24 protein-coding genes are annotated in these 19,673 nt (G+C 46.7%); all 24 read right to left on the reverse strand.

Going from position 1 to position 19,673, the window contains the following annotated elements; translation table 11 throughout:
• Positions 1-33: 33 nt before the first annotated feature.
• The 24 genes from A0126_RS08790 to A0126_RS08905 all read right to left on the reverse strand — a co-directional run bounded on the left by A0126_RS08790 (position 34) and on the right by A0126_RS08905 (position 19,665).
• A complete protein-coding gene (locus A0126_RS08790) occupies positions 34-639 on the reverse strand; it encodes a DUF1405 domain-containing protein (protein ID WP_239456729.1) in 606 nt (201 codons plus the stop codon).
• A 50-nt stretch (positions 640-689) separates the two neighbouring features.
• Positions 690-1,481 carry a menaquinol-cytochrome c reductase cytochrome b/c subunit gene (locus A0126_RS08795; protein ID WP_029330628.1) on the reverse strand — a complete coding sequence of 264 codons (792 nt, stop codon included), beginning with the start codon at positions 1,479-1,481 and terminating at the stop codon, positions 690-692.
• A gap of 41 nt (positions 1,482-1,522) precedes the next feature.
• Positions 1,523-2,194 (reverse strand): menaquinol-cytochrome c reductase cytochrome b subunit, encoded by a 672-nt coding sequence (gene qcrB / locus A0126_RS08800; protein WP_012370658.1) that lies wholly within the window; start codon positions 2,192-2,194, stop codon positions 1,523-1,525.
• 3 nt (positions 2,195-2,197) lie between these two features.
• Positions 2,198-2,704 (reverse strand): ubiquinol-cytochrome c reductase iron-sulfur subunit, encoded by a 507-nt coding sequence (locus A0126_RS08805; protein ID WP_029330633.1) that lies wholly within the window; start codon positions 2,702-2,704, stop codon positions 2,198-2,200.
• A gap of 104 nt (positions 2,705-2,808) precedes the next feature.
• Complete coding sequence (locus A0126_RS08810; protein WP_029330635.1) at positions 2,809-3,249, reverse strand: DUF2487 family protein; 441 nt, start codon at positions 3,247-3,249, stop codon at positions 2,809-2,811.
• A 216-nt stretch (positions 3,250-3,465) separates the two neighbouring features.
• A complete protein-coding gene (locus A0126_RS08815; RefSeq protein WP_029330637.1) occupies positions 3,466-3,996 on the reverse strand; it encodes a ReoY family proteolytic degradation factor in 531 nt (176 codons plus the stop codon).
• Positions 3,997-4,024: 28 nt separating this feature from the next.
• A complete protein-coding gene (locus A0126_RS08820; RefSeq protein WP_029330640.1) occupies positions 4,025-5,287 on the reverse strand; it encodes a tetratricopeptide repeat protein in 1,263 nt (420 codons plus the stop codon).
• Positions 5,288-5,322: 35 nt separating this feature from the next.
• Entirely contained in the window at positions 5,323-6,579 is a 1,257-nt protein-coding gene (aroA, locus tag A0126_RS08825; RefSeq protein WP_088837319.1) for a 3-phosphoshikimate 1-carboxyvinyltransferase, read from the reverse strand.
• Positions 6,570-7,628: a 3-dehydroquinate synthase gene (aroB, locus tag A0126_RS08830; RefSeq protein WP_088837320.1), complete on the reverse strand. Its 1,059-nt coding sequence runs from the start codon at positions 7,626-7,628 to the stop codon at positions 6,570-6,572. The genes aroA and aroB overlap by 10 nt, the downstream gene beginning before the upstream one ends.
• Positions 7,625-8,779 carry a chorismate synthase gene (gene aroC / locus A0126_RS08835; protein ID WP_088837321.1) on the reverse strand — a complete coding sequence of 385 codons (1,155 nt, stop codon included), beginning with the start codon at positions 8,777-8,779 and terminating at the stop codon, positions 7,625-7,627. Before aroC ends, aroB begins: the two co-directional genes overlap by 4 nt.
• Before the next feature lie 21 nt (positions 8,780-8,800).
• Complete coding sequence (locus A0126_RS08840; RefSeq protein ID WP_088837322.1) at positions 8,801-9,574, reverse strand: CheR family methyltransferase; 774 nt, start codon at positions 9,572-9,574, stop codon at positions 8,801-8,803.
• A gap of 149 nt (positions 9,575-9,723) precedes the next feature.
• Entirely contained in the window at positions 9,724-10,140 is a 417-nt protein-coding gene (gene ndk, locus A0126_RS08845; RefSeq protein WP_088837323.1) for a nucleoside-diphosphate kinase, read from the reverse strand.
• A gap of 94 nt (positions 10,141-10,234) precedes the next feature.
• Entirely contained in the window at positions 10,235-11,197 is a 963-nt protein-coding gene (locus A0126_RS08850; RefSeq protein ID WP_088837324.1) for a polyprenyl synthetase family protein, read from the reverse strand.
• Between the two features lies 1 nt (position 11,198).
• A complete protein-coding gene (locus A0126_RS08855; RefSeq protein WP_029330660.1) occupies positions 11,199-11,906 on the reverse strand; it encodes a demethylmenaquinone methyltransferase in 708 nt (235 codons plus the stop codon).
• A 22-nt stretch (positions 11,907-11,928) separates the two neighbouring features.
• Positions 11,929-12,507: a heptaprenyl diphosphate synthase component 1 gene (locus tag A0126_RS08860; RefSeq protein WP_029330662.1), complete on the reverse strand. Its 579-nt coding sequence runs from the start codon at positions 12,505-12,507 to the stop codon at positions 11,929-11,931.
• Between the two features lie 142 nt (positions 12,508-12,649).
• Positions 12,650-12,922 (reverse strand): HU family DNA-binding protein, encoded by a 273-nt coding sequence (locus tag A0126_RS08865; RefSeq protein ID WP_012370671.1) that lies wholly within the window; start codon positions 12,920-12,922, stop codon positions 12,650-12,652.
• 85 nt (positions 12,923-13,007) lie between these two features.
• On the reverse strand, positions 13,008-13,742 hold the full coding sequence (locus tag A0126_RS08870) for a hypothetical protein (protein ID WP_029330664.1): 735 nt from the start codon (positions 13,740-13,742) through the stop codon (positions 13,008-13,010).
• Entirely contained in the window at positions 13,739-13,936 is a 198-nt protein-coding gene (locus tag A0126_RS08875; protein WP_029330666.1) for a DUF2768 domain-containing protein, read from the reverse strand. Before A0126_RS08875 ends, A0126_RS08870 begins: the two co-directional genes overlap by 4 nt.
• An 18-nt stretch (positions 13,937-13,954) precedes the next feature.
• Positions 13,955-14,980 (reverse strand): NAD(P)H-dependent glycerol-3-phosphate dehydrogenase, encoded by a 1,026-nt coding sequence (locus A0126_RS08880; RefSeq protein WP_201302334.1) that lies wholly within the window; start codon positions 14,978-14,980, stop codon positions 13,955-13,957.
• Between the two features lie 18 nt (positions 14,981-14,998).
• On the reverse strand, positions 14,999-16,309 hold the full coding sequence (gene der / locus A0126_RS08885) for a ribosome biogenesis GTPase Der (RefSeq protein WP_029330675.1): 1,311 nt from the start codon (positions 16,307-16,309) through the stop codon (positions 14,999-15,001).
• A gap of 127 nt (positions 16,310-16,436) precedes the next feature.
• Positions 16,437-17,570: a 30S ribosomal protein S1 gene (gene rpsA / locus A0126_RS08890; protein WP_029330677.1), complete on the reverse strand. Its 1,134-nt coding sequence runs from the start codon at positions 17,568-17,570 to the stop codon at positions 16,437-16,439.
• Between the two features lie 95 nt (positions 17,571-17,665).
• Positions 17,666-18,265, reverse strand: coding sequence for a lysophospholipid acyltransferase family protein (locus tag A0126_RS08895; protein WP_088837326.1), 600 nt, complete (start codon positions 18,263-18,265; stop codon positions 17,666-17,668).
• Positions 18,262-18,933, reverse strand: coding sequence for a (d)CMP kinase (gene cmk / locus A0126_RS08900; RefSeq protein ID WP_088838502.1), 672 nt, complete (start codon positions 18,931-18,933; stop codon positions 18,262-18,264). The genes A0126_RS08895 and cmk overlap by 4 nt, the downstream gene beginning before the upstream one ends.
• Positions 18,934-19,008: 75 nt before the next feature.
• On the reverse strand, positions 19,009-19,665 hold the full coding sequence (locus A0126_RS08905) for a flagellar brake protein (protein WP_088837327.1): 657 nt from the start codon (positions 19,663-19,665) through the stop codon (positions 19,009-19,011).
• Positions 19,666-19,673: the final 8 nt, after the last annotated feature.

The following is a 19,673-nucleotide window of genomic DNA, read 5'->3' on the forward strand; positions in this document are numbered from 1 at the left end:
CCTTTCCTAAAAGATTATATCCTTATTTTACGTTCAAGCGACCTTATTGTCAATCGAATCGCGTGCGACAAAGAAATATCCCATCAAAATACATAATCCCGTCAACCAGAACGAACCATAGCCAATCCACTGGATGTACTCCGCGAGCGCCGGATAGCGTGGCCACTGACCGAGCACGTAGTCGACGACATCGTTATGGATGACCCAAATCGAGACAAGGACAAGTTCCTTGACGCGAAACGTCATGAATGGAACATAAAGCAGTGCCTGGAATGCCATCGCGCCGTGCGAGACCATCAACATCAGTGCCATTGCCGTCAAATAACTGTTACCTGTCCCGAGTTCTTGAAGCATCAAGGCATTCATGACGACGGCCCAAACACCATATTTAATCAACGTGACGAACGCGAGCGCTTCAAACAGTCGGGAACGACGATTGAAGATCCATAAAAACACGATAATCGTAAAAAATAGCGACGCCGTCGGACTGTCCGGGATGAACGGATAATAGTACCATTTCGCCGTCTCGAGTTGCGGTTGATACCAATAATAGCCGTATAACGTTCCCGCTAGATTGATTAATCCGAGCGGCCAAAGGAGGGCTTTATGTTTTAAAATCTGCAAAAACGGCACATTCATTCACCTCATGATAGACAAAAGCCGGAGGAATCATTCCCCCGGCTCTTCTCTTATTTATTGTTCTCTCCGCCTTCACCGTAAGAAGCGATGAATTTAGCGAGTTCTTTACGATCTGCATCTGAACCTTTGTACTGTCCAGCAGGCATCGCACCGACACCTTTATCTGCGATTTCATAAATTTCATCTTCTGTCTTTTGTGTCCCGACGAGGGCAGGAGCGGCTGCTCCACCTTCGAGGTTCTTACCATGACAGTTGACACATGACTGGTTCGAGTAAATTTCATACCCTTTCGCCGCTGTATCGATTTCAGGACCTTCGTTCATCGTCAACTCACCTTGTTTATGGATTGTATCCCAGTGTGTTGTTTGAACAGATTCCCAAGTCAAGAAAATGATTGAGACGATTCCGAGTAACATCATGCTGACTGCGACTGGACGTTTTGCCGGGCGACGTTCAATCCCTTGGTCGAGCCACGGTGCTACGAGTAACGCCGTAAAAGCAAGACCTGGAAGAATGACAGTTCCCATCAAAATGTACGGACCGGCAGCAAATTGATATTTCAAGAGCTGATAGAGGAATAGGAAGTACCAGTCCGGAAGTGGAATGTACGACGTATTCGTCGGGTCAGCTATGTTTTGTAGTGGTGCTGCTTCAACGATTGTCAGCGTCATGAAGCCGATCAAGAAGACCGCTCCTACCATCCATTCGCGAAGTAAGAAGTTTGGCCAGAACGCTTCCGTCCGACCTGGATACTCAGAATAGTCTTTCGACTTATTCGGCATCCGGTTATTGATCGACACCCGTGAATCGGTGACGAATTTCATTCCTTTACCACGATGCATCGTGTTCTCCCCCTTTTAGGTTGCCTAAGTTGATTGTCGGTTTAAAGTGGTCCAGAGATCCCTTGTTTACGGATCATCATGAAGTGGGCCCCGAGCAAGACGAACAATGCCGCAGGAAGGAAGAAGACGTGAATCGCAAAGAATCGAGCAATCGTACTTGCACCGACGATTTCTCCACCCGCGAGGAGCGTCTTCGCGATGCCACCGATGACCGGTATGCTTTCCGCGATTTGAATCGTAACTTTCGTCGCGAACAATGCTTTCATGTCCCAAGGCAACAAGTATCCGGTTAGACCAAGTGCTAAGACAACGAAGAACAAGAGGACACCGACGACCCAGTTCAATTCACGTGGCTTTTTGTATGATCCTGTGAAGAAGACGCGTAATGTATGTAAGAACAACATTACGATGACGACTGATGCGCCCCAGTGGTGCATACCACGAACGATTTGACCGTGTGCGACTTCGTTTTGAAGATAGTACACTGACGCATGGGCATTGATGATATCTGGTACGTAATACATCGTCAAGAACATCCCTGAAAGAATCTGGATGACGATTGTAAAGAACGTCAACCCGCCAAAACAATAAACGAATGCTGAAAAGTTATGGGCAGGGTTTACGTGTTCTGGAACTTCATGATCGGCGATATCTCGCCAAAGCGGAGTGATATCAACCCGCTCATCAATCCAATCATAGATTTTTTGCATCATCGCTTACGCACCTCTTTCGACTGGTTTACCTAAGTAGAGGAAACCATCTTTCTCTTGCATTTCATATTCATCAAGCGGCTTCGTCGGAGGCGTTCCTGGTACGTTGACGCCATCTTTCGTGTACCGTCCGAAATGACATGGGCAATAGAATTGCTCTGGGTGCGTCGGATCTGCTCCGAAACTGACTTGGCATCCTAAATGCTTACAGATCGGTGATAGTGCGAGAATTTCGCCCTTATCATTTTTGAAGACCCATGCTGATAATGTTTCTTCGAAATCATACCAAGCATCCTGTGTTTGCTTCTTGAAGTCGACCCGTTTTGGTTCTGTTGTGATGTCCGACAACTTCATTACTTTTACTTTATCGCCTGATCCTGATTTCTTCAGGACCGGATCAACTGCGAAGTTGACCATCGGCATGACCATCGTCGCTGCCATAAAGCCACCGACTCCAGTCAGTGTATACGTCAAGAATTGACGACGTGTTACGTTAGACCCGTTTTGAGCCATATCGATCCCCCCTTGTGATGTACGCCGTGCCCCAAGACCACTGTACTTCACACAAATTTCTCACATGGTAATAGTATCTTAATAAAATCATCGCGTCAACCGCTTCATAGCGCGGTCCAACGGTTTCCTAACTGTTCGAGAACTTGTCCTACAAAATTCCCGACCATCTGACCTTGCTGGTCGCGACTCATCGTCTCGAGCGATAATCGTGGAACATAGACGATGTCGTCGACCGCTGTGTCTTTCCAGCGTAAATCTGCCGTAATGAACGTGACAAAACGGAATTGCTCGGCAGATGCCGCTTCCCGCCAACCGTTCAATTGATCGAGTGACGGTATACCGACATACGTCATTGCTGGAAGGAGCATCGCCCGACCGGACAGTTGCCGTTCGACTTCTGACGCAACCGTCAATGTCATGTCAGCACATTCCGCAAAAGCATGCATCGATTCATCAAATCCGATCGGTATCAATGGGACGACCAACGTATCGATATACGCTTGTTCGTTTCTCGTCCTTTGAACATCGGATGGTTTGAAACGCAAATCATTTCCCCCTTTCCTGTTCACTTACATTTCGTCACATTTAATGTATCATATCCGCTTTTATTACTGCTCGCTTAATGTGAACGTTTTATGAAATTCCATTCTATTTTTCTTCATATTTAGGTTTTTTTCAAACTCAAATAAAATCATCCTCTTCTTTATCCGAAGAGGATGACTGCAGACGAACGCGTATGAAGATTGAAAAGTGTATTTTAGTTATTGGAGTTGGCTCCGAATCGTCCGCAATTCTTCCGAGAGTGATTGAAAACGACTCCGATCGCGTGCATCAAGTGCTTCATCAATCAAACGAATCAATCGCTCTTCCTCTTGCCGATTGACCGTCGCCGCGATGAAATTCATCGCTTCGTCCGCTAATCGTGGTTCAACAGTGACCTCCGGACGAAACGGGTTCTCTTCAAGTAGGGACAAGTATTCATCATCCATCATCATCCCTTGAAAATTTAACTCGATATAAATCGGTTCGTCCGTCAATCGGATGTCGTGATATGCCTTTTCCGGGTCAGTCGTTTTAACCTCACCTTTTTTAAAGAGAAACGGTTCAGCGTCAAACCCGTATGTCGTCATGATGATTGCTTTTGGCGCGAACATCGCATTTTGAACAAAATGAACTTGATCCAGTTTCGCATCATTACGAAGCCAATAATCAAGGATCCATTTGGATTCCCGACGCTTCAACGTGTAATAGGTCAAGATGCGGCGCAAGAAACGCTGTTTTCTCTCTGTCATCTCAATCCTACTCCCTTCTCCAATCGAATCAACTATCCATCCGTTCGACATAATCGACGAGATCAGCATCTTCTGGAGCGAACATCGCTGCCCGACGCAACAATGCTTGTCCCTCTTCACGTCGTCCTTCTTCAACCAATGCGAAACCATATTCTTTCAAGAAGAGGGCATCATCCGCGAATGCAGATTCAACTTGAGCATACTGCTTCATTGCATTCGTATAATCTTCCAGCGCATAGAGTGATCGAGCACGGTACCACGTCAAGATTGGTGCCGTGACGTGTTCTTCGATTGCTGAAATCGTTTCAATCGTCGCCTCATGGTCCTCATCTTCAGCGAGGAGCGCAAGTAAACGTTCCGCAGCGAGCAAGGATTCCGGGTTAAGGGCAAGGGCTTCACGTAAGGCGTTGACACTCCCTTGGCGGTCTCCTAACTTCAAGAGGAATAAAGCTTCCATCGTCCGGAGCTCATCATTATAATCGTCTCGCTCCATCCCTTGCTTAATGACATTCAACGCTTCCTTCGTCAAGCCGAGTTCTGCTTGACTCTCGGCGTAAGGCACGTAAGCCGACGTATAATCTGGATCTTGGGCAATCAGTTGTTGGAACGTTTCGACCGCTTTTTGGTGTAGTCCGACGCGGTGGGCGGTCATCGCAAGTCCAAACAGCGTATGCAAGTCAGACCGTTCCGCGACTGCACGTTCATATAAGGGAATCGCTTCTTCGAATTCACCGATCATTGCGAGCGACTCGGCGTACAGGGCATCCAGTGGCAATTCTTCTCTTAATGCCGGAACAGCTGCAATTTCAGCGAACAATGGGACCGCTTGATCAAATGCTCCAAGTGTCATATAGAGTTCAGCCAGTCCGTAAGCGAGCAACGGTTCATCCGGCGCAAGTGACCGTGCCTCTTTTAATTTCGCGAGCGCTACTTCGTCGAGTCCTTGTGATTGATAAAGGTCCGCTAACAACACTAATGTCCGAGGTCCATTTTCGCTATCCGTCTTATCGACTTGTTCAAGGACGGTGATTGCTTCTTCTTCTCTATCAAGATCGATATAACATTCGGCAAGCAATAAAGCGACGCCAGCATTCCCCGCATAATCGACGTAAAGAGGCGATAAGATATCGACTGCCCGGTCCGAGAGTCCGAGTTCGATGTAAAGATCTGCGACAGCTAAGCGATCCTCATCGGTCCCTGTCTTTTCAAGTTGTTCGAGTGAAGCTAACGCTTCCGACGTATGGCCGTGTTCTAGCCCTTCGACGATTTCTTTTAATACCTGTTCGTTCAAGGCAAACGCCTCACTTTCTAAATTCAATTCGGAACTTATCCGTTCCCGTTATCTTGCAATTTCTTTAAATCATCATAGAACGTTGGGTAGCTGACTTCAACTACTTCATTCCCGTTCACTTGAATTTCTTCGTTCAATGTCTTAGCAATCGTCAACATCATCGCCAAACGGTGATCACCGGCACTGTCGACCTCCGCCCCTTTTAATGACGTCGGGCCTTCAATTGTCATCCCGTCTGCCGTCGCTTCAATCGACGCTCCGAGTCGTCGTAGTGACGCGACGACCGTCTCGATCCGGTCCGTTTCTTTGACGCGTAACTCCGCTGCATCCCGGATAATCGTCTTTCCTTCCGCTTGCGTCGCGAGTAAAGCGAGGAGCGGAATCTCGTCGATCAATGAAGGGATTTGTTCTCCTTCAATCGTCATCGCCTGCAGGGTAGTCGATTCTACCGTCACATCCGCGACTTCCTCCCCTGCCACTTCCTGCCGGTTCGAAATTTTGACGCTCGCACCCATTTGTCGTAATACTTGTAAAAATCCGATCCGGGTCGGGTTCATGAGTACGCGTTCCGTCGTGATGACACTGTCCTCGCCAATCGCCGCCGCCGTCCACCAAAATGCAGCCGAGGACGGATCGCCCGGTATATCGACCGTCGTCGCCGTAAGTTGAACAGGACCTTCGACACGAATATGCCGTCCGTCTTCAAAGTCATCGATCGTCACATCGACGCCGAATTGCGGCAACATCCGTTCCGTATGATCGCGTGATAAAATCGGCTCAATCACCGTTGTCTCACCTGTCGCAAATAACCCCGCTAGTAAGACCGCACTTTTCACCTGAGCACTTGCGACCGGTAAGGTATACGTCGTTCCGACGAGCGGTTGCCCCTGAATCCGTAACGGAGCGTAGTTCCCTTCGATTTTCGCACCAAGCTGACTGAGTGGAATCGTCACCCGATCCATCGGCCGTTTTTTTAACGAATCATCGCCTGTCAATTCATACGCCGCCTCGCTACCAGCTAAAATACCGCTTAGTAGTCGAATCGTCGTTCCGGAATTCCCACAATCGATTTTTGCTTCGTTTAATGCAGTCGTCCCTGTAATCTGAATCGTTTTTTCAGAACGCTCGATTTTCGCACCAAGTGCCTCAACCGCCTTCAGTGAAGCGAGACAATCCGCTCCTTCGAGTGCATTCGAAATCGTCGTCGTCCCGTTTGCAATCCCACCAAATAAAAAAGCACGGTGTGTCATTGATTTATCGCCGGGTACTCTTACCTTTCCCTTTAATCCCATTTCAAGCACCTCACAGTCATGTCATAGGCGGACAGCAATCGTCCCACCGGAATTTCCTCTAAGTTAAATTTCCCGTTTTCTGCTAAGACGAATCGAATCGACTGATTATTTTTTTTATCCCGTTTCATATAGTCGAAATAGACCTCGAACGATTGCCTTTTTGGTAGTTCGACACCTAAACGCGTCAACAATTGAGCCAGTTGATTTCCTTCTTCGACTTGTCCCTCTAACATTTTGGCAAAGACTAAACCGATTCCGACTGCCTCACCATGCGCGAGACGCTCACTCGCATACTCGACGGCATGACCAAATGTATGCCCATAATTTAAAAAGGCACGGATGCCTTGTTCTTGTTCATCTTGTTCGACGATTCGTTGTTTGACGGAAATCCCTTTCGCAATCCAGGATTCGAGTGGCAACTCTTTCATATCGGACAGTTTTAAATCCATCAGTTGATCAGCAAACGGTTCCGCTGCCAATAGACCATGTTTCAACAATTCAAAAAAACCGCTTCTCCACTCGCGGTCCGGTAATGTTTTCAGAAAAGATACATCGTAGAGAACGGCACTCGGTTGATAGAACGCCCCGACGAGGTTTTTACCGAGCGATAGATTTAGCCCGACTTTCCCGCCGACGCTCGAGTCATGCGCGAGTAACGTCGTCGGAATTTGGATGAACGGAATGCCCCGTAGAATCGTTGCTGCAACGAAACCGGCGAGATCTCCAATCATTCCACCACCAAATGCCAGGATGACCGTACGACGGGTCACCCCTCGTTCAATGCCTTCTTGAAGCAAGTCTGCATACGTTTCGAGCGATTTACTGCTCTCACCTGGTACGACAGTACTCGTCATCCAGTTTGTTTTCGGAAAAAGAGTCGTGACGTGTTTGATCAATGTCTCTAAATGAAGGGAACTGACCGTTTGATCGGTGATAATCCAAAAGCGATCTGCTACCTGTGCTTCTTCGACTTCCGCCAGGTGTCGCAACGCACCCGGCTCGATGTGAACCGGATACGGGCGACTCGCTTTGATGCAAAGATGCGTCAAAACAGACGCACCTCCTCCTTGTAATCAGCTATCGTTTGTTTTAATCGATCCATCGTTGAACTCCCGAACATTTCGAGAATCGCGGCTGCGACTTCGAATGCGACGACAGCTTCGAGAACGACAGCTGCTGCGGGCACAGCACAAGCATCACTGCGTTCAATTTGGGCCGTGAACGGCTCTTTCGTCTCAATATCGACCGATTGCAGGGGTTGATACAATGTCGGAATCGGCTTCATCGCAACTTGAACCCGAATCGGCATTCCTGTCGACATCCCACCTTCAATTCCGCCTAGGTGATTGGTTCTGCGGGAGTAACCTGCTTCACTATGAATGATTTCATCTTGGACCGTACTACCGGGACGACGCGCCAAATCAAAACCATCACCAAATCCAACCGCTTTCATCGCATTGACACTGATGACAGCTTGGGCGATCCGACTGTCTAACTTCATGTCATTTTGCGTAAATGATCCAATCCCCGGAACAAGTCCCGTGACGACGACTTCGACTTCACCACCAAGTGTGTCGCCGTCTTTTTTAGCTTGATCGATCGCACGCATCATCTGTTCAGTCGCTGCTTCATCTGCACAACGGACTGGAGAAGCTTCAATCAACTCACGCCGCGTCGTCGGATCAACGGCTTCAGCATCAACGCCACCGATTGATCGTACATGGGAAAACAAATCGACATCGAGCTGTGCCAACAATTGTTTCGCGATTGCCCCAACTGCAACTCGGGCCGCCGTTTCTCGAGCAGAGGAACGTTCGAGGACATCACGGAGATCACGATGACCGTACTTCAAGCCACCTACAAGATCCGCATGTCCTGGGCGTGGGCGTGTCAATGTCCGCGGACGTTCAAGCGCTTCCTCGAGCGGTTCCGCCTGCATGACTTGTTTCCAGTGCGTATGGTCTTTGTTTTCAATAAACAGACTGATTGGCGCCCCCGTCGTGTAACCGTGACGAATTCCCCCCCGAACATCAATCGCATCCTGTTCGATTTGCATCCGCCGTCCACGTCCATAACCACCTTGACGTCGTGTCATTTCAGATTGAATTTTTTCGAAATCGATTGTTAGTCCGGAAGGAACACCATCGATGATGACGGAAAGTCCTTTTCCGTGTGATTCTCCAGCTGTCATGTAGCGCATACGCTTCATCCCTTCACGTCGTTAAATTTTTTCATAAAAGAAGCTTTGCTTCATTTTTAGACCAAATCGTTCCGGTTGAAAGATTTGTTCCGTTCCGCCGACGAATAAAATGCCGCCCGGTTTTAACGCATTCACAAAAGAGCGATAGACGTGCGCTTTTGCTTCTTCTGTAAAGTAAATAAGTACGTTACGACAGATGATTAAATCAAATCCACTGTCATAGCGATCTCCTAACAAATTATGTTTACTGAAACGGACGAGCCGTTTGATTTCTGGAGCGACCTCATATTGTTGATCCTGTTCGATGAAATATCGTTTTTTCCTTGATTCGACGACTTCGTTTAAGGCTGAAATGCCGTATCGACCTTGCTTCGCCTTTTCAAGAACGATCTCATCTAAATCGGTCGCTTGAATCGTGAATTGGGCAGGGTCCATCATCTCATTAAGAATCATCGCGAGCGAATAGGGCTCTTCCCCCGTTGAACAAGCCGCGCTCCATGTCCGAATCCGACCATGCGCACGTGCTTGCAGCACCGGAAGAATATCTTGTTCGAGCTGTTGCCAGCGAATCGGATTTCTGAAGAATTCACTAACATTGATCGTCATCCGGTCCAAGAACTCTTCATATAAGGTCTCGCTTTTTTCCATTGCCTGCATATACGAGGCGAAGGTATCATGTCCTTTTTTATCGCGCAAAGCCGTCAAACGTCGTTTCATTTGTGCTTCTTTATATTGTCCTAAATCAATTCCTGACTTTTTTAAGAAACGTTGGATGAAAAGCTCGTAATCGTCCATAGTACACCTCACTGGTCCTCTCTATCATCGGTCATACACGTTTTATGACCCTATCTTATTCTCTATAGTAGCATAAAGCCATTTCCTTTCCAAAATACAAAAACAGACGATTGAGCAATTGCTCAATCGTCTGTTTGCCGTTCGTTTCATTATGCGTTTACCGGTTGCCCTTGAAACCAAAGTCCAAGTTCACGCTCCGCACTCTCGACGCTGTCTGAACCATGGATGACGTTCTCGCTCATCGTGTTCGCGAAATCTCCCCGAATCGTCCCAGGTAACGCTTCTGTCGGTTTTGTTTTTCCAATCATCAAACGTGAAACAGATACTACATCCGTTCCTTCGACACGAAGTGCGACGACAGGACCAGACGTTAAGAAAGTGACCAACTCTCCAAAGAATGGCTTCTCTGCGTGCTCTGCATAATGTGCTTTCGCCAATTCTTCAGACGCTTGCATCATTTTCATTTCACGTACAACAAATCCTTTTCGTTCGATCCGGCCGATGATTTCCCCAATCAATCCGCGTTCGACACCATCAGGTTTTACCATTAAAAATGTTTGTTCCATTTTTGAGTCCCCCTATGAAATGCTTTTAGAAAAGCGCTTACATAGTAAGTTTACTCGTAAACGGATCGAGCGGCAAGAAATTTTTGACAGTTTTTTATCCTTTTCGCTTTCCAACGTAACGTGCGACTTCTTCAAGTGAACGCTTTGCAGAAGACTTCGGTAAATGCTCTAAACGACGAATCGCTCGCTTAATGTAAAGATCGACGGTCTGTTGTGTCCGTTCAAGTGCGTCAGACGCTTGCAGACGGTCAAGAAGTGGCGCGACTTCTTCGTGGGAGGGCATCTCCTGAATTTTGACGAGTTCTTTGAAAAAAGCTGGATTTTCTGAGGCGTAGAAAACTGGCAACGTCTTATGCCCATGTCGTAAATCTTCTGCGACCGGTTTACCAAGCTCGACCCGGTTCGCTGTGAAATCCAGTAAGTCATCCGCAATTTGAAAAGCAAGACCGATGTCACGCCCAAATTGCCGCAATGCTTTCGTATCCGCTTCCGAGCAGTTCGCGACGATGGCTCCTAGATGACAACTTGCCTCAATCAAGATCGCCGTTTTCCGCTCGATTCGTTTAATATATCGTTTAATCGATTGATTCCAATCGTATTGATCATAAATTTGTTCGATTTCACCCTCACAAATTTCGCGCATCGCATGGACCATGACTTGGACGAGTTCCGGTTTCCCGATTTCTCCAATCAATTTGACTGCCTCACCAAACAAATAGTTACCCGAGTATAATGCAACTTCTTCATCAAAACGTTGCATGACGGTCGGCTTTCCACGTCTCAGTTCGGCATCATCGATGACATCATCATGCACGAGTGATGCCATGTGGACCAGTTCAAGACTTGCCGCGACACGGACCAGTTCATCCCGGTCTGCTTGACCAAACTTCGAAGCGAGCAAAACAAAAGCCGGACGAATCCGTTTCCCCCCCGCTTTCAAGAGTTGTTGTCCCGCAGCATCAATCGTCGGTTCTTCGGACGCAATATGATTTGTTAAGAATCGGTCGACTAAATTCACTTCTTTCGTTACATCTCGATAAATTGAATGCAGTGACATCTCACCACTTCTTCCCGAGGTGCATTGCAGCCGCCCCACCTGCAAACGCCTTTACTTCGACCTGCATGAAGCCAGCCTGCTCAAATAATTGCTTTAATTCAACACGATCGAGGAACACTTCCGTCGATTCTTGAAGCCAGTTATATTGATCAAACGATTTTGCAAACAAACGACCGACTTGTGGCATGATTTTACCAAAGTATAACGAGTAGGCCTCACGGAAAATTGGTGCCGTCGGTTGACTCGTCTCAAGACATACGACTGTTCCACCTGGTTTTAAGACACGATGCATCTCTTTGATGACTTGGAGATAGTCCGGAACATTCCGTAGTCCAAACCCAATTGTCACGTAGTCAAAGGAATGATCACCAAAAGGTAAATCCATCGCATTGCCATGAATCAATTCGACGTTTTTCATCCCTAACGCCTCGACTTTATCGACTCCGACTTTAAGCATGTTTTCAGAGAAATCAAGTCCTTTGATGACACCGGTCGGACCAGCCGCTTTCGCCAGTTGAATTGTCCAGTCAGCCGTTCCGCAACATAAATCAAGACATTTTGCCCCCGGAAATACATCCATCCGGCGCATTGTTTCTTTTCGCCATAATTTGTGCAAGCGGAAACTGATGATGGAATTCATCTGATCATAATTTGTCGAAATTGATTGAAACACTTCATAAACTTTCTTTTCTTTTTCTTGTGTCTGCACGCAGTTCACCCTTTCAAGAATATTACGCTACTGCCATTTGTTCTAAATGTGATAATAGTAGTTGTTGCGCTTCATGATCGAGCAACTCGGCCTGTTTCCGAATGATGCGTTGCCCTTCTCGTGTTAACCAATCTTGACCGCTGATTGCCGCCAAACCTTGAACGAGTCCAAATTCCGCCGTCAGCCAGAGTAAGACGTAATCTTCTGTCGACGTATAATTTCGCTCATGGATCGAACATTTTGCTTCATTTACACGCTGTACGGTCCGTCCTAACGTCACGAGTGCCGTTTGGGGAAGCGACGCTAACTCTTCAAAAAAGTAAGTCGAAAAAAGATCTCCCGCCAATACGAGCAATTGTCTTTCTTTTGATCCTCGTTTCGTTTCACCTACTCGTTCATGTAAGACAAGTGCAACCTTCGCAAAATGTACGCCCTTTACGAGCGCCTGCCAATCCAATGTCTCGTTTTGAGCGACATCAATCAACCAACTGATCTGTTCACGATCGATGGAAGGGAAATCCACATGTCGAGCTAGTTGAGTCGTCTGTTTGTTGTTGAGCGCAGTAATGATTTCTGTCATGAATAGCTCTCGTTGGTCCATGCTTTTACCCCCCGATCTCCAGTGCCATCTCGTTGATGGATGTTCTTCTTTTTTAATATACCATAATCATCGCTTTTTCACGCCTTTGAATACCCACAAAAAAAGCCGTTCGAGGAATTCCTCGAACGACTATGTAGCCAAATTACTTGACTGCATCTTTCAATGCTTTACCCGGTTTGAAGGCAGGCACTTTGCTTGCTGGGATTTCGATATCTTCTTTCGTACGTGGGTTGCGACCTTTACGAGCGGCACGTTCACGGACTTCGAAGTTACCAAAACCAATCAATTGGACTTTTTCTCCAGATTGGAGTGTCTCAGTGATTGATTCGAATGTTGATTCAACAACTTTAGTCACGTCTTTTTTTGTAAGACCTGATTTTTCGACAACCGCTTGAATGAGTTCAGTTTTGTTCATTACTTTCACCCCCTCCCAATCGCTTCTTCGAGGCTAATCATACCTTATAAACGTTGCTATTACAACATTTTCGTTATAATCCCTCTCAATTTTCTGATTCTTCGATCGATTCCTCAGAAAACGTAGGTTCGCCTTTTTCGTTAATTGTATAGCTTTGAGAGTATGCCGGGACAAAAGGTTGATCATCATACAGTAAATGACGAATATCTTGACCGACTTTTGGTTTTTTCTTCGCAGTTTCAACGGCTTTCTTCAATTCAGGAAGATAGTTGACATACAACTGCCCTTGACCGTCGACATAGATGTCCAGTTCCGTATCGGAATAAGGACTCGGAATCTTCGGTTCTTCCTTAATGAACAACTTTTTATAGTCGAGTGTGAATTGATTTTTACCAATCGAACCTTTAAATGGATATTTTTCATTTTTCTTTCGGTACGTATCGATGCGCACCTGTAGCTTTTGGAGTTCTTCCGCAACGAGTAAATCCATCAGCTTTACAGTCGGTTTCTCTTCCACATCGACTAACAAGTAAATGAACGTTCCACCACCTTCGAAACTATTCGGTGGAGGATCACTCATATAACGAGGAATTAAGCGTCCGAGTTCAATTTGATACCGCTCCATCAAAGGCGTATCTGCGTCTCTTGTTTTGATTGGTAAGACACCGGTATCTTTTTGATACGCGTCGACAGCATCTTGAACCGTTGCGATTTGTTGCGGATAAGGTATCCGGTTCGAAGGTTTTTGACTATCCGGGAAGAGACATCCCGATAACAACATGACAGGCACCAACATGAAAAGAACGACTAGCTTCTTCATGCGCTCGGACCTGCCATGACGATGAACACCATAATAATGGAAGCTACAATAAAACATAGGAAGGCAAGGGTCGAGAGCAAAAACTGCCAAACCCCTGTCAATTTCGTTCGACTGATCGTGACGAATAAGACGCTAATCGCAAATAACCCGATCCCGCCAAACGAAATCCACATTTTTAATAATCCAGGACTCAAGGTTTCCACCCCACTCCGTTAATCTTTCGTCGTAAACAGATGTTCAATTTCATTTTTTTGCGGGCGTTGCATCAACTTCCGTACTTCTTCTTCCGGTGTGTGACCATCGAAAAGGACATGGTAGAGTGCCGTCGTGATTGGAAGCTCGCACTGTTTCGTTTCTGCCAAATCGTAAGCAGCTTGAGTCGCACGAACTCCCTCAACGACCATCCCCATGTTTTCTAATACGGTTTCGAGTTTTTCACCACGCCCGATGGCATTCCCGGCTCGCCAGTTCCGACTATGGACTGATGTACAGGTCACGATCAAGTCACCCATCCCCGTCAAACCGGTGAACGTCATCGGTTTAGCACCAAGCAATGTACCGAGACGCGCGATTTCTACCATTCCACGCGTAATCAATGCTGCTTTCGCATTATCTCCATACCCTAAACCGTCCGTCATTCCTGCAGCTAAGGCAATGATGTTCTTCAAGGCGCCACCAAGTTCCGCTCCGATGATATCCGCGTTCAAGTACACCCGGAAGTTTTCATTCATGAAGAGTTCTTGGACACGACCGGCCTCTTCTAAATCTTCAGAAGCAATCGTCACCGTCGTCGGTTTACGTAATGCAACCTCTTCGGCGTGTGACGGTCCTGTCAAAACACAGACCGCCGAACGTTTTGCGGGATCGATTTCTTCTTCAATCAACTGAGACAATCGTAAGTGCGTCTTCGGTTCAATCCCTTTCGACGCATGAATGAGGACGACGGGTTCTGTTAATCGTTCATTTAACTGGCGTGCGACGCCACGAATCGCTGACGAAGGCGTCACAATCAAAATATGCGAAGCACCTGCTACAGCATCATCTAAATTCGTCGTTGCCCGTAAAGAAGAAGGCAATGCCACACCAGGCAGAAATTGTGTATTCTCATGATTTTCATTAATGGCATCAACATTTTTTTGATCACGGCCATAAAGAATGACGTCATGACCATTATCTGCTAAAACGAGTGAAAGCGCAGTTCCCCAGCTTCCAGCTCCAATGACTGCAATTTTTTTCATCATGATTTTCACCCTGCCTTATTGTTTTTGACGTGCCAAAATCCGAATCGGTGTTCCAGTAAAATCAAATGCTTCCCGGATTCGGTTATCGAGATACCGTTTGTATGAGAAATGCAAGAGCTCTGGATCGTTGACGAACAAGACGAATGTAGGCGGACGCGATGCCACTTGTGTCGCATAGTTAATCCGTAGACGAACACCCTTATCCGTCGGCGCTGGATTCATCGCGACTGCGTCGACGATAACATCGTTCAAGACGCTTGTCTGAATGCGTTGGGCATGACTTTTCGCCGCTTGATTGATGACAGGGAGCAATGTTTGAAGACGACGTTTCGTCTTCGCAGAGACGAAAACGATTGGCGCATAGTCGAGGAAGCGGAATTCTTCACGAATTTCTTCTTCCATTTTCTTCATCGTTTTATCATCTTTTTCGACCGCGTCCCATTTATTGACGACGATGACAATCGCACGTCCGGCTTCGTGGGCATATCCGGCGACTTTTTTATCTTGTTCGATGATACCTTCTTCACCGTCGAGGACGACACAAACGACGTCAGCTCGCTCAATGGCTTTTTGGGCACGCATGACACTAAAGCGTTCTGTCGATTCGTAGACTTTCCCACGTTTACGCATACCTGCTGTGTCGATGATGACGTATTCTTGATCGTCACGTGTAAACGGTGTATCGATTGCATCACGGGTTGTACCAGCGACACTTGAGACGATGACACGTTCTTCACCGAGAATCGAGTTCGTCATACTCGACTTCCCGACGTTTGGACGACCAACTAAGGCAAACTTAATTGTATTTTCGTCGTATTCGATGTCTTCTTTGTTTGGAGCTAGTTCGAGGACACGATCAAGCATGTCTCCGAGTCCTAGACCATGCGTTCCGGAAATCGGATATAAATCGCCGAATCCTAATGAGTAAAATTCATACATTAAATCACGCATTTCAAAGTTATCGACTTTATTGACCGCGATAACAACTGGTTTATTTGAACGGAACAACATGCCGGCGACTTCTTCATCGGCAGCCGTAATCCCTTCGCGTCCATTGACCATGAAAATAATGACGTCCGCTTCATCGATTGCAAGCTCCGCCTGATGACGCATCATTTGAAGTAAGGGCTCATCCCCGACTTCGATTCCACCTGTATCAATCAAATGAAAATGACGATTGAGCCATTCTCCAGTTCCGTATATACGGTCGCGGGTAACACCTGGCTTGTCTTCTACGATCGAAACCCGATCTCCAATCACCCGGTTAAAAATCGTCGACTTTCCGATATTTGGGCGACCTACGATCGCCACTACTGGAATTGCCATCCCAACACCTTCTTTCTCTTCTCTCGCTTCATAGCCGTTCTATTGTATCAAATCAAGCGCGCTTATACCACATCTAACCGAAACATAAAAAAAGCAGACACGAATCGTGTCCACTTTTTGTCAAAATTTATTCTTTTGCGTCCGAGTCTTTATCAGCGAGGTCCGCTACCGAAAACCCTTCATTTTGATCCGTATATTGAGAATAGTCATCTTCATCCGTCTCTTCTTGTTCTAAGACACGCGTCGAAAGGGAAATCTTGTGTTCATCTAAGTGAACCTCAAGAACTTTCGCTTCGATTTCTTGTCCCTCTTCAAGCACTTCCGACGGCGAACTAATATGGCGATTAGCGATTTGAGAGATATGGAGGAGACCTTCGACTTGCGGTGCAAGTTCGACGAATGCTCCGAATTGAACGAGACGACGGACACGTCCTTTGACGATGTCACCCGCTTCGATTTTCCCTTCCATCTGTTGCCATGGACCTGGTTGCGTCTCTTTAATTGATAGCTTGACCTTTTCTGTATCGCGGTCGACACCAAGTACTTTCACTTCGACTTGTTGCCCTTCCGTTACGATATCAGACGGTCGTTCGACACGATGATGCGCCATTTCAGAAATGTGGACGAGTCCGTCAACACCACCGATATCGACAAATGCACCAAAATCCGTTAAGCGTTGGACAGTTCCTTCAAGGACTTGACCCACTTCCAAGTTTTCAAGCGTCTCTTTTTTCTTCGCATTAAGCTCGCCTTCGACGACCGCTTTATGTGAAAGAATGACACGATTTTTTTCTTGGTCGAGCTCAACGACCTTGACTTCGATCGACCGGCCGATGTAGTCAGAAAAATCTTCTACATAGTGACGTTCGACAAGTGAAGCTGGAATGAATCCACGTACGCCGATGTCGACGACGAGACCCCCTTTGACGATGTCTTTAACGACAACTTCAAAAATTTCAGCCGATTCATATTTCGCTTCGACTTCTTCCCATGCTTTTAAGGCATCAATCTCACGTTTTGAGACGACGACTTCTTCGTCTGTAATCTTCTTCACCTTTACTTGTAATTCATCACCGACTTTTAGCACACCTCGTATGTCATCCAAATGGAGACTTGAGACTTCGCTAATCGGCAGGATTGCTTCTGTCTTATATCCGATATCAATGAGTGCTTGCTTGTCTTCAATCTTCACGACCATCCCAGTAACTACCTGGTCCCGATGAATTTCAAAATCAGGCATATCTTTCATTTCTTCGACCATTCCAACACAACCTCCTCACGATGAGTACAAGAAACGTAATAAAATACGTTTATCCTTCTTTTAACTTCTTACAATTCTGACTATTTGTCAAGGTTTTACACATGATTGTAGTAGACCGATTTGATTTCTTCGAGAATTCGTTCTGAAATCGCTTTCGCGGCACCGCGTTGATCGCGTAAATCTTCAATATCGACTGGTTTTCCGATTACGACCCGCATCGGCTTAAACGGGCGATAGTTGCCGATGATCGCGACAGGAACGATTTGCGCCGGAGATCGGAGTGCAAAAAAACCGACACCTGGTTGCGCTGCCGTGAACTCACCTGGAGCAGACCGTGTTCCTTCTGGAAAAATTCCGACGGTTTCGTCCGTTTTCAATAATTCAATCGTTCGTTTTAAAGCTTGACGATCGCCCTGTCCGCGTCCGACGGGATACGTCCCCGCTGCCGTCATCAATTGTTTTAATCCAGGAACTTTAAACAGTTCCTCTTTTGCCATATAACGAACCGAGCGACTCGTCGGAATCGCGCTAACTAGAAAGACGGGATCCCAGTTCGAGCTATGATTCGCACATAAAAGAACGGATCCATCCTTCGGAAGATTTTCTCTCCCTGTCACGCGAAGACGAAATACAGTTTTGGCGATGACGAGCACGACGAATCGCGCTAGTCGATAAACGGAGTCCGTTCGACTCATTTTAATACCCCTTCCGCAAGCTCTGTCAGACGAAGGACGACTTGATCGATCGACATGACGGTTGTATCGAGATAAATAGCATCGTCCGCTTGTCTGAGCGGAGACACTTCCCGTTCACTATCACGTTTATCACGCAACGCGATTTCTGCTTGAAGTGCTTCTAAGTCACTGTCCATCCCCCGAGACACGTTTTCACGATGCCGGCGACTCGCACGTTCTTCGACTGTTGCTGTCATGAAGACTTTCAGTTTAGCATCTGGTAAGACGACTGTACCGATGTCCCGCCCATCCATAACAATACCGCCCGATTCTGCTAAGCGGCGCTGCATCTCGACGAGTGCCGAACGTACTTGAGCATGTTTTGCGACGAATGAGACATTGTTCGTCACTTCGCTCGACCGAATCGACTCTGTTACTTCGCGCTCGCCAATAAAGACACGTTGCCCGTTTTCACCTGGTGTTAAACGAATATCAAGTGATGTCATTAACTCACCTAACCGTTGCCCATCCTCGAGATCGATTCCTTGCTCAAGTGCTGCGAGCGTTACGGCCCGATACATCGCCCCTGTGTCGATGTAGACGTAGTCAAGATGTGCTGCTAATTGTTTAGCAATTGTACTTTTTCCGGCACCAGCTGGTCCGTCAAGTGCGATTTGAATTTTAGTCATGTTTTTCGTTCCTTCCGTTTGAACCATTTTTAAGCGGTTCATAGTATCGACCGTTATCATAGCAAAAAAATAGACTTAGGTGAATGAATTCGTGCCACTCCGCGAATTTTTCATTTGCGCCTGATAACAGTGCCGTAAGACGAGCTCACGACTTCGATCATGAATTTGTGTAAATTGAAAGGCGAGTTCGTAACGTTCTTCGCGTCGATCGACGCGAACTAACTCACCTAAAACATCAAGTGTATGGGTTCCTCCATGTTCGGCCGGTAGTAAAAACGTCAATTCAACCTCGTCTTTTAGTTCAATCGGTAAATGATTCGCTAAGATCAATATTCCACCTGCTGATAAATCAAGCGAGACCGTCGTGAACGGTTCGAATTTAGTTTTATGTGGATGAAGTGCGACGTCCAAAAGTAACGGCACACGTACGAACTGACGACGTTGAACACGCTCAATCTGTTGGTCGGTCGGGCGTCTGATTGCATATCGTTGTCCACGAAGCGGATCATTTTGTCGTTCGACGATTTCCGATTCAAAGCCATACAACCGTCCCTTTTCTTTAAAAAAGTAAACGTGAATCGATTCATCTTCCGATAAAATAAATGTTTTTAGCGTGTCCGCCTCACTCGGCGCTTCCATCCAGATTAAACGGTTCGTCACAGCCGTGACCTTCGTCCGACCTTGTCGATCTTCACTGTTGCGTACCATTATCAAATCACCTGTTTGCATCATGTCACTCT

Source organism: Exiguobacterium sp. N4-1P, from assembly GCF_002214325.1.

Coding starts and splice junctions, on each gene's coding strand:
- A0126_RS08790 (WP_239456729.1), bottom strand. CDS start 639: ATGAATGTGCCGTTTTTGCAGATTTTAAAACATAAAGCCCTCCTTTGG.
- A0126_RS08795 (WP_029330628.1), bottom strand. CDS start 1,481: ATGCATCGTGGTAAAGGAATGAAATTCGTCACCGATTCACGGGTGTCG.
- qcrB (WP_012370658.1), bottom strand. CDS start 2,194: ATGATGCAAAAAATCTATGATTGGATTGATGAGCGGGTTGATATCACT.
- A0126_RS08805 (WP_029330633.1), bottom strand. CDS start 2,704: ATGGCTCAAAACGGGTCTAACGTAACACGTCGTCAATTCTTGACGTAT.
- A0126_RS08815 (WP_029330637.1), bottom strand. CDS start 3,996: ATGACAGAGAGAAAACAGCGTTTCTTGCGCCGCATCTTGACCTATTAC.
- aroA (WP_088837319.1), bottom strand. CDS start 6,579: ATGGGATTAAAGGGAAAGGTAAGAGTACCCGGCGATAAATCAATGACA.
- aroC (WP_088837321.1), bottom strand. CDS start 8,779: ATGCGCTACATGACAGCTGGAGAATCACACGGAAAAGGACTTTCCGTC.
- A0126_RS08840 (WP_088837322.1), bottom strand. CDS start 9,574: ATGGACGATTACGAGCTTTTCATCCAACGTTTCTTAAAAAAGTCAGGA.
- ndk (WP_088837323.1), bottom strand. CDS start 10,140: ATGGAACAAACATTTTTAATGGTAAAACCTGATGGTGTCGAACGCGGA.
- A0126_RS08850 (WP_088837324.1), bottom strand. CDS start 11,197: ATGTCACTGCATTCAATTTATCGAGATGTAACGAAAGAAGTGAATTTA.
- A0126_RS08860 (WP_029330662.1), bottom strand. CDS start 12,507: ATGGACCAACGAGAGCTATTCATGACAGAAATCATTACTGCGCTCAAC.
- A0126_RS08865 (WP_012370671.1), bottom strand. CDS start 12,922: ATGAACAAAACTGAACTCATTCAAGCGGTTGTCGAAAAATCAGGTCTT.
- A0126_RS08870 (WP_029330664.1), bottom strand. CDS start 13,742: ATGAAGAAGCTAGTCGTTCTTTTCATGTTGGTGCCTGTCATGTTGTTA.
- A0126_RS08880 (WP_201302334.1), bottom strand. CDS start 14,980: ATGAAAAAAATTGCAGTCATTGGAGCTGGAAGCTGGGGAACTGCGCTT.
- der (WP_029330675.1), bottom strand. CDS start 16,309: ATGGCAATTCCAGTAGTGGCGATCGTAGGTCGCCCAAATATCGGAAAG.
- rpsA (WP_029330677.1), bottom strand. CDS start 17,570: ATGGTCGAAGAAATGAAAGATATGCCTGATTTTGAAATTCATCGGGAC.
- A0126_RS08895 (WP_088837326.1), bottom strand. CDS start 18,265: ATGAGTCGAACGGACTCCGTTTATCGACTAGCGCGATTCGTCGTGCTC.
- cmk (WP_088838502.1), bottom strand. CDS start 18,933: ATGACTAAAATTCAAATCGCACTTGACGGACCAGCTGGTGCCGGAAAA.
- A0126_RS08905 (WP_088837327.1), bottom strand. CDS start 19,665: ATGATGCAAACAGGTGATTTGATAATGGTACGCAACAGTGAAGATCGA.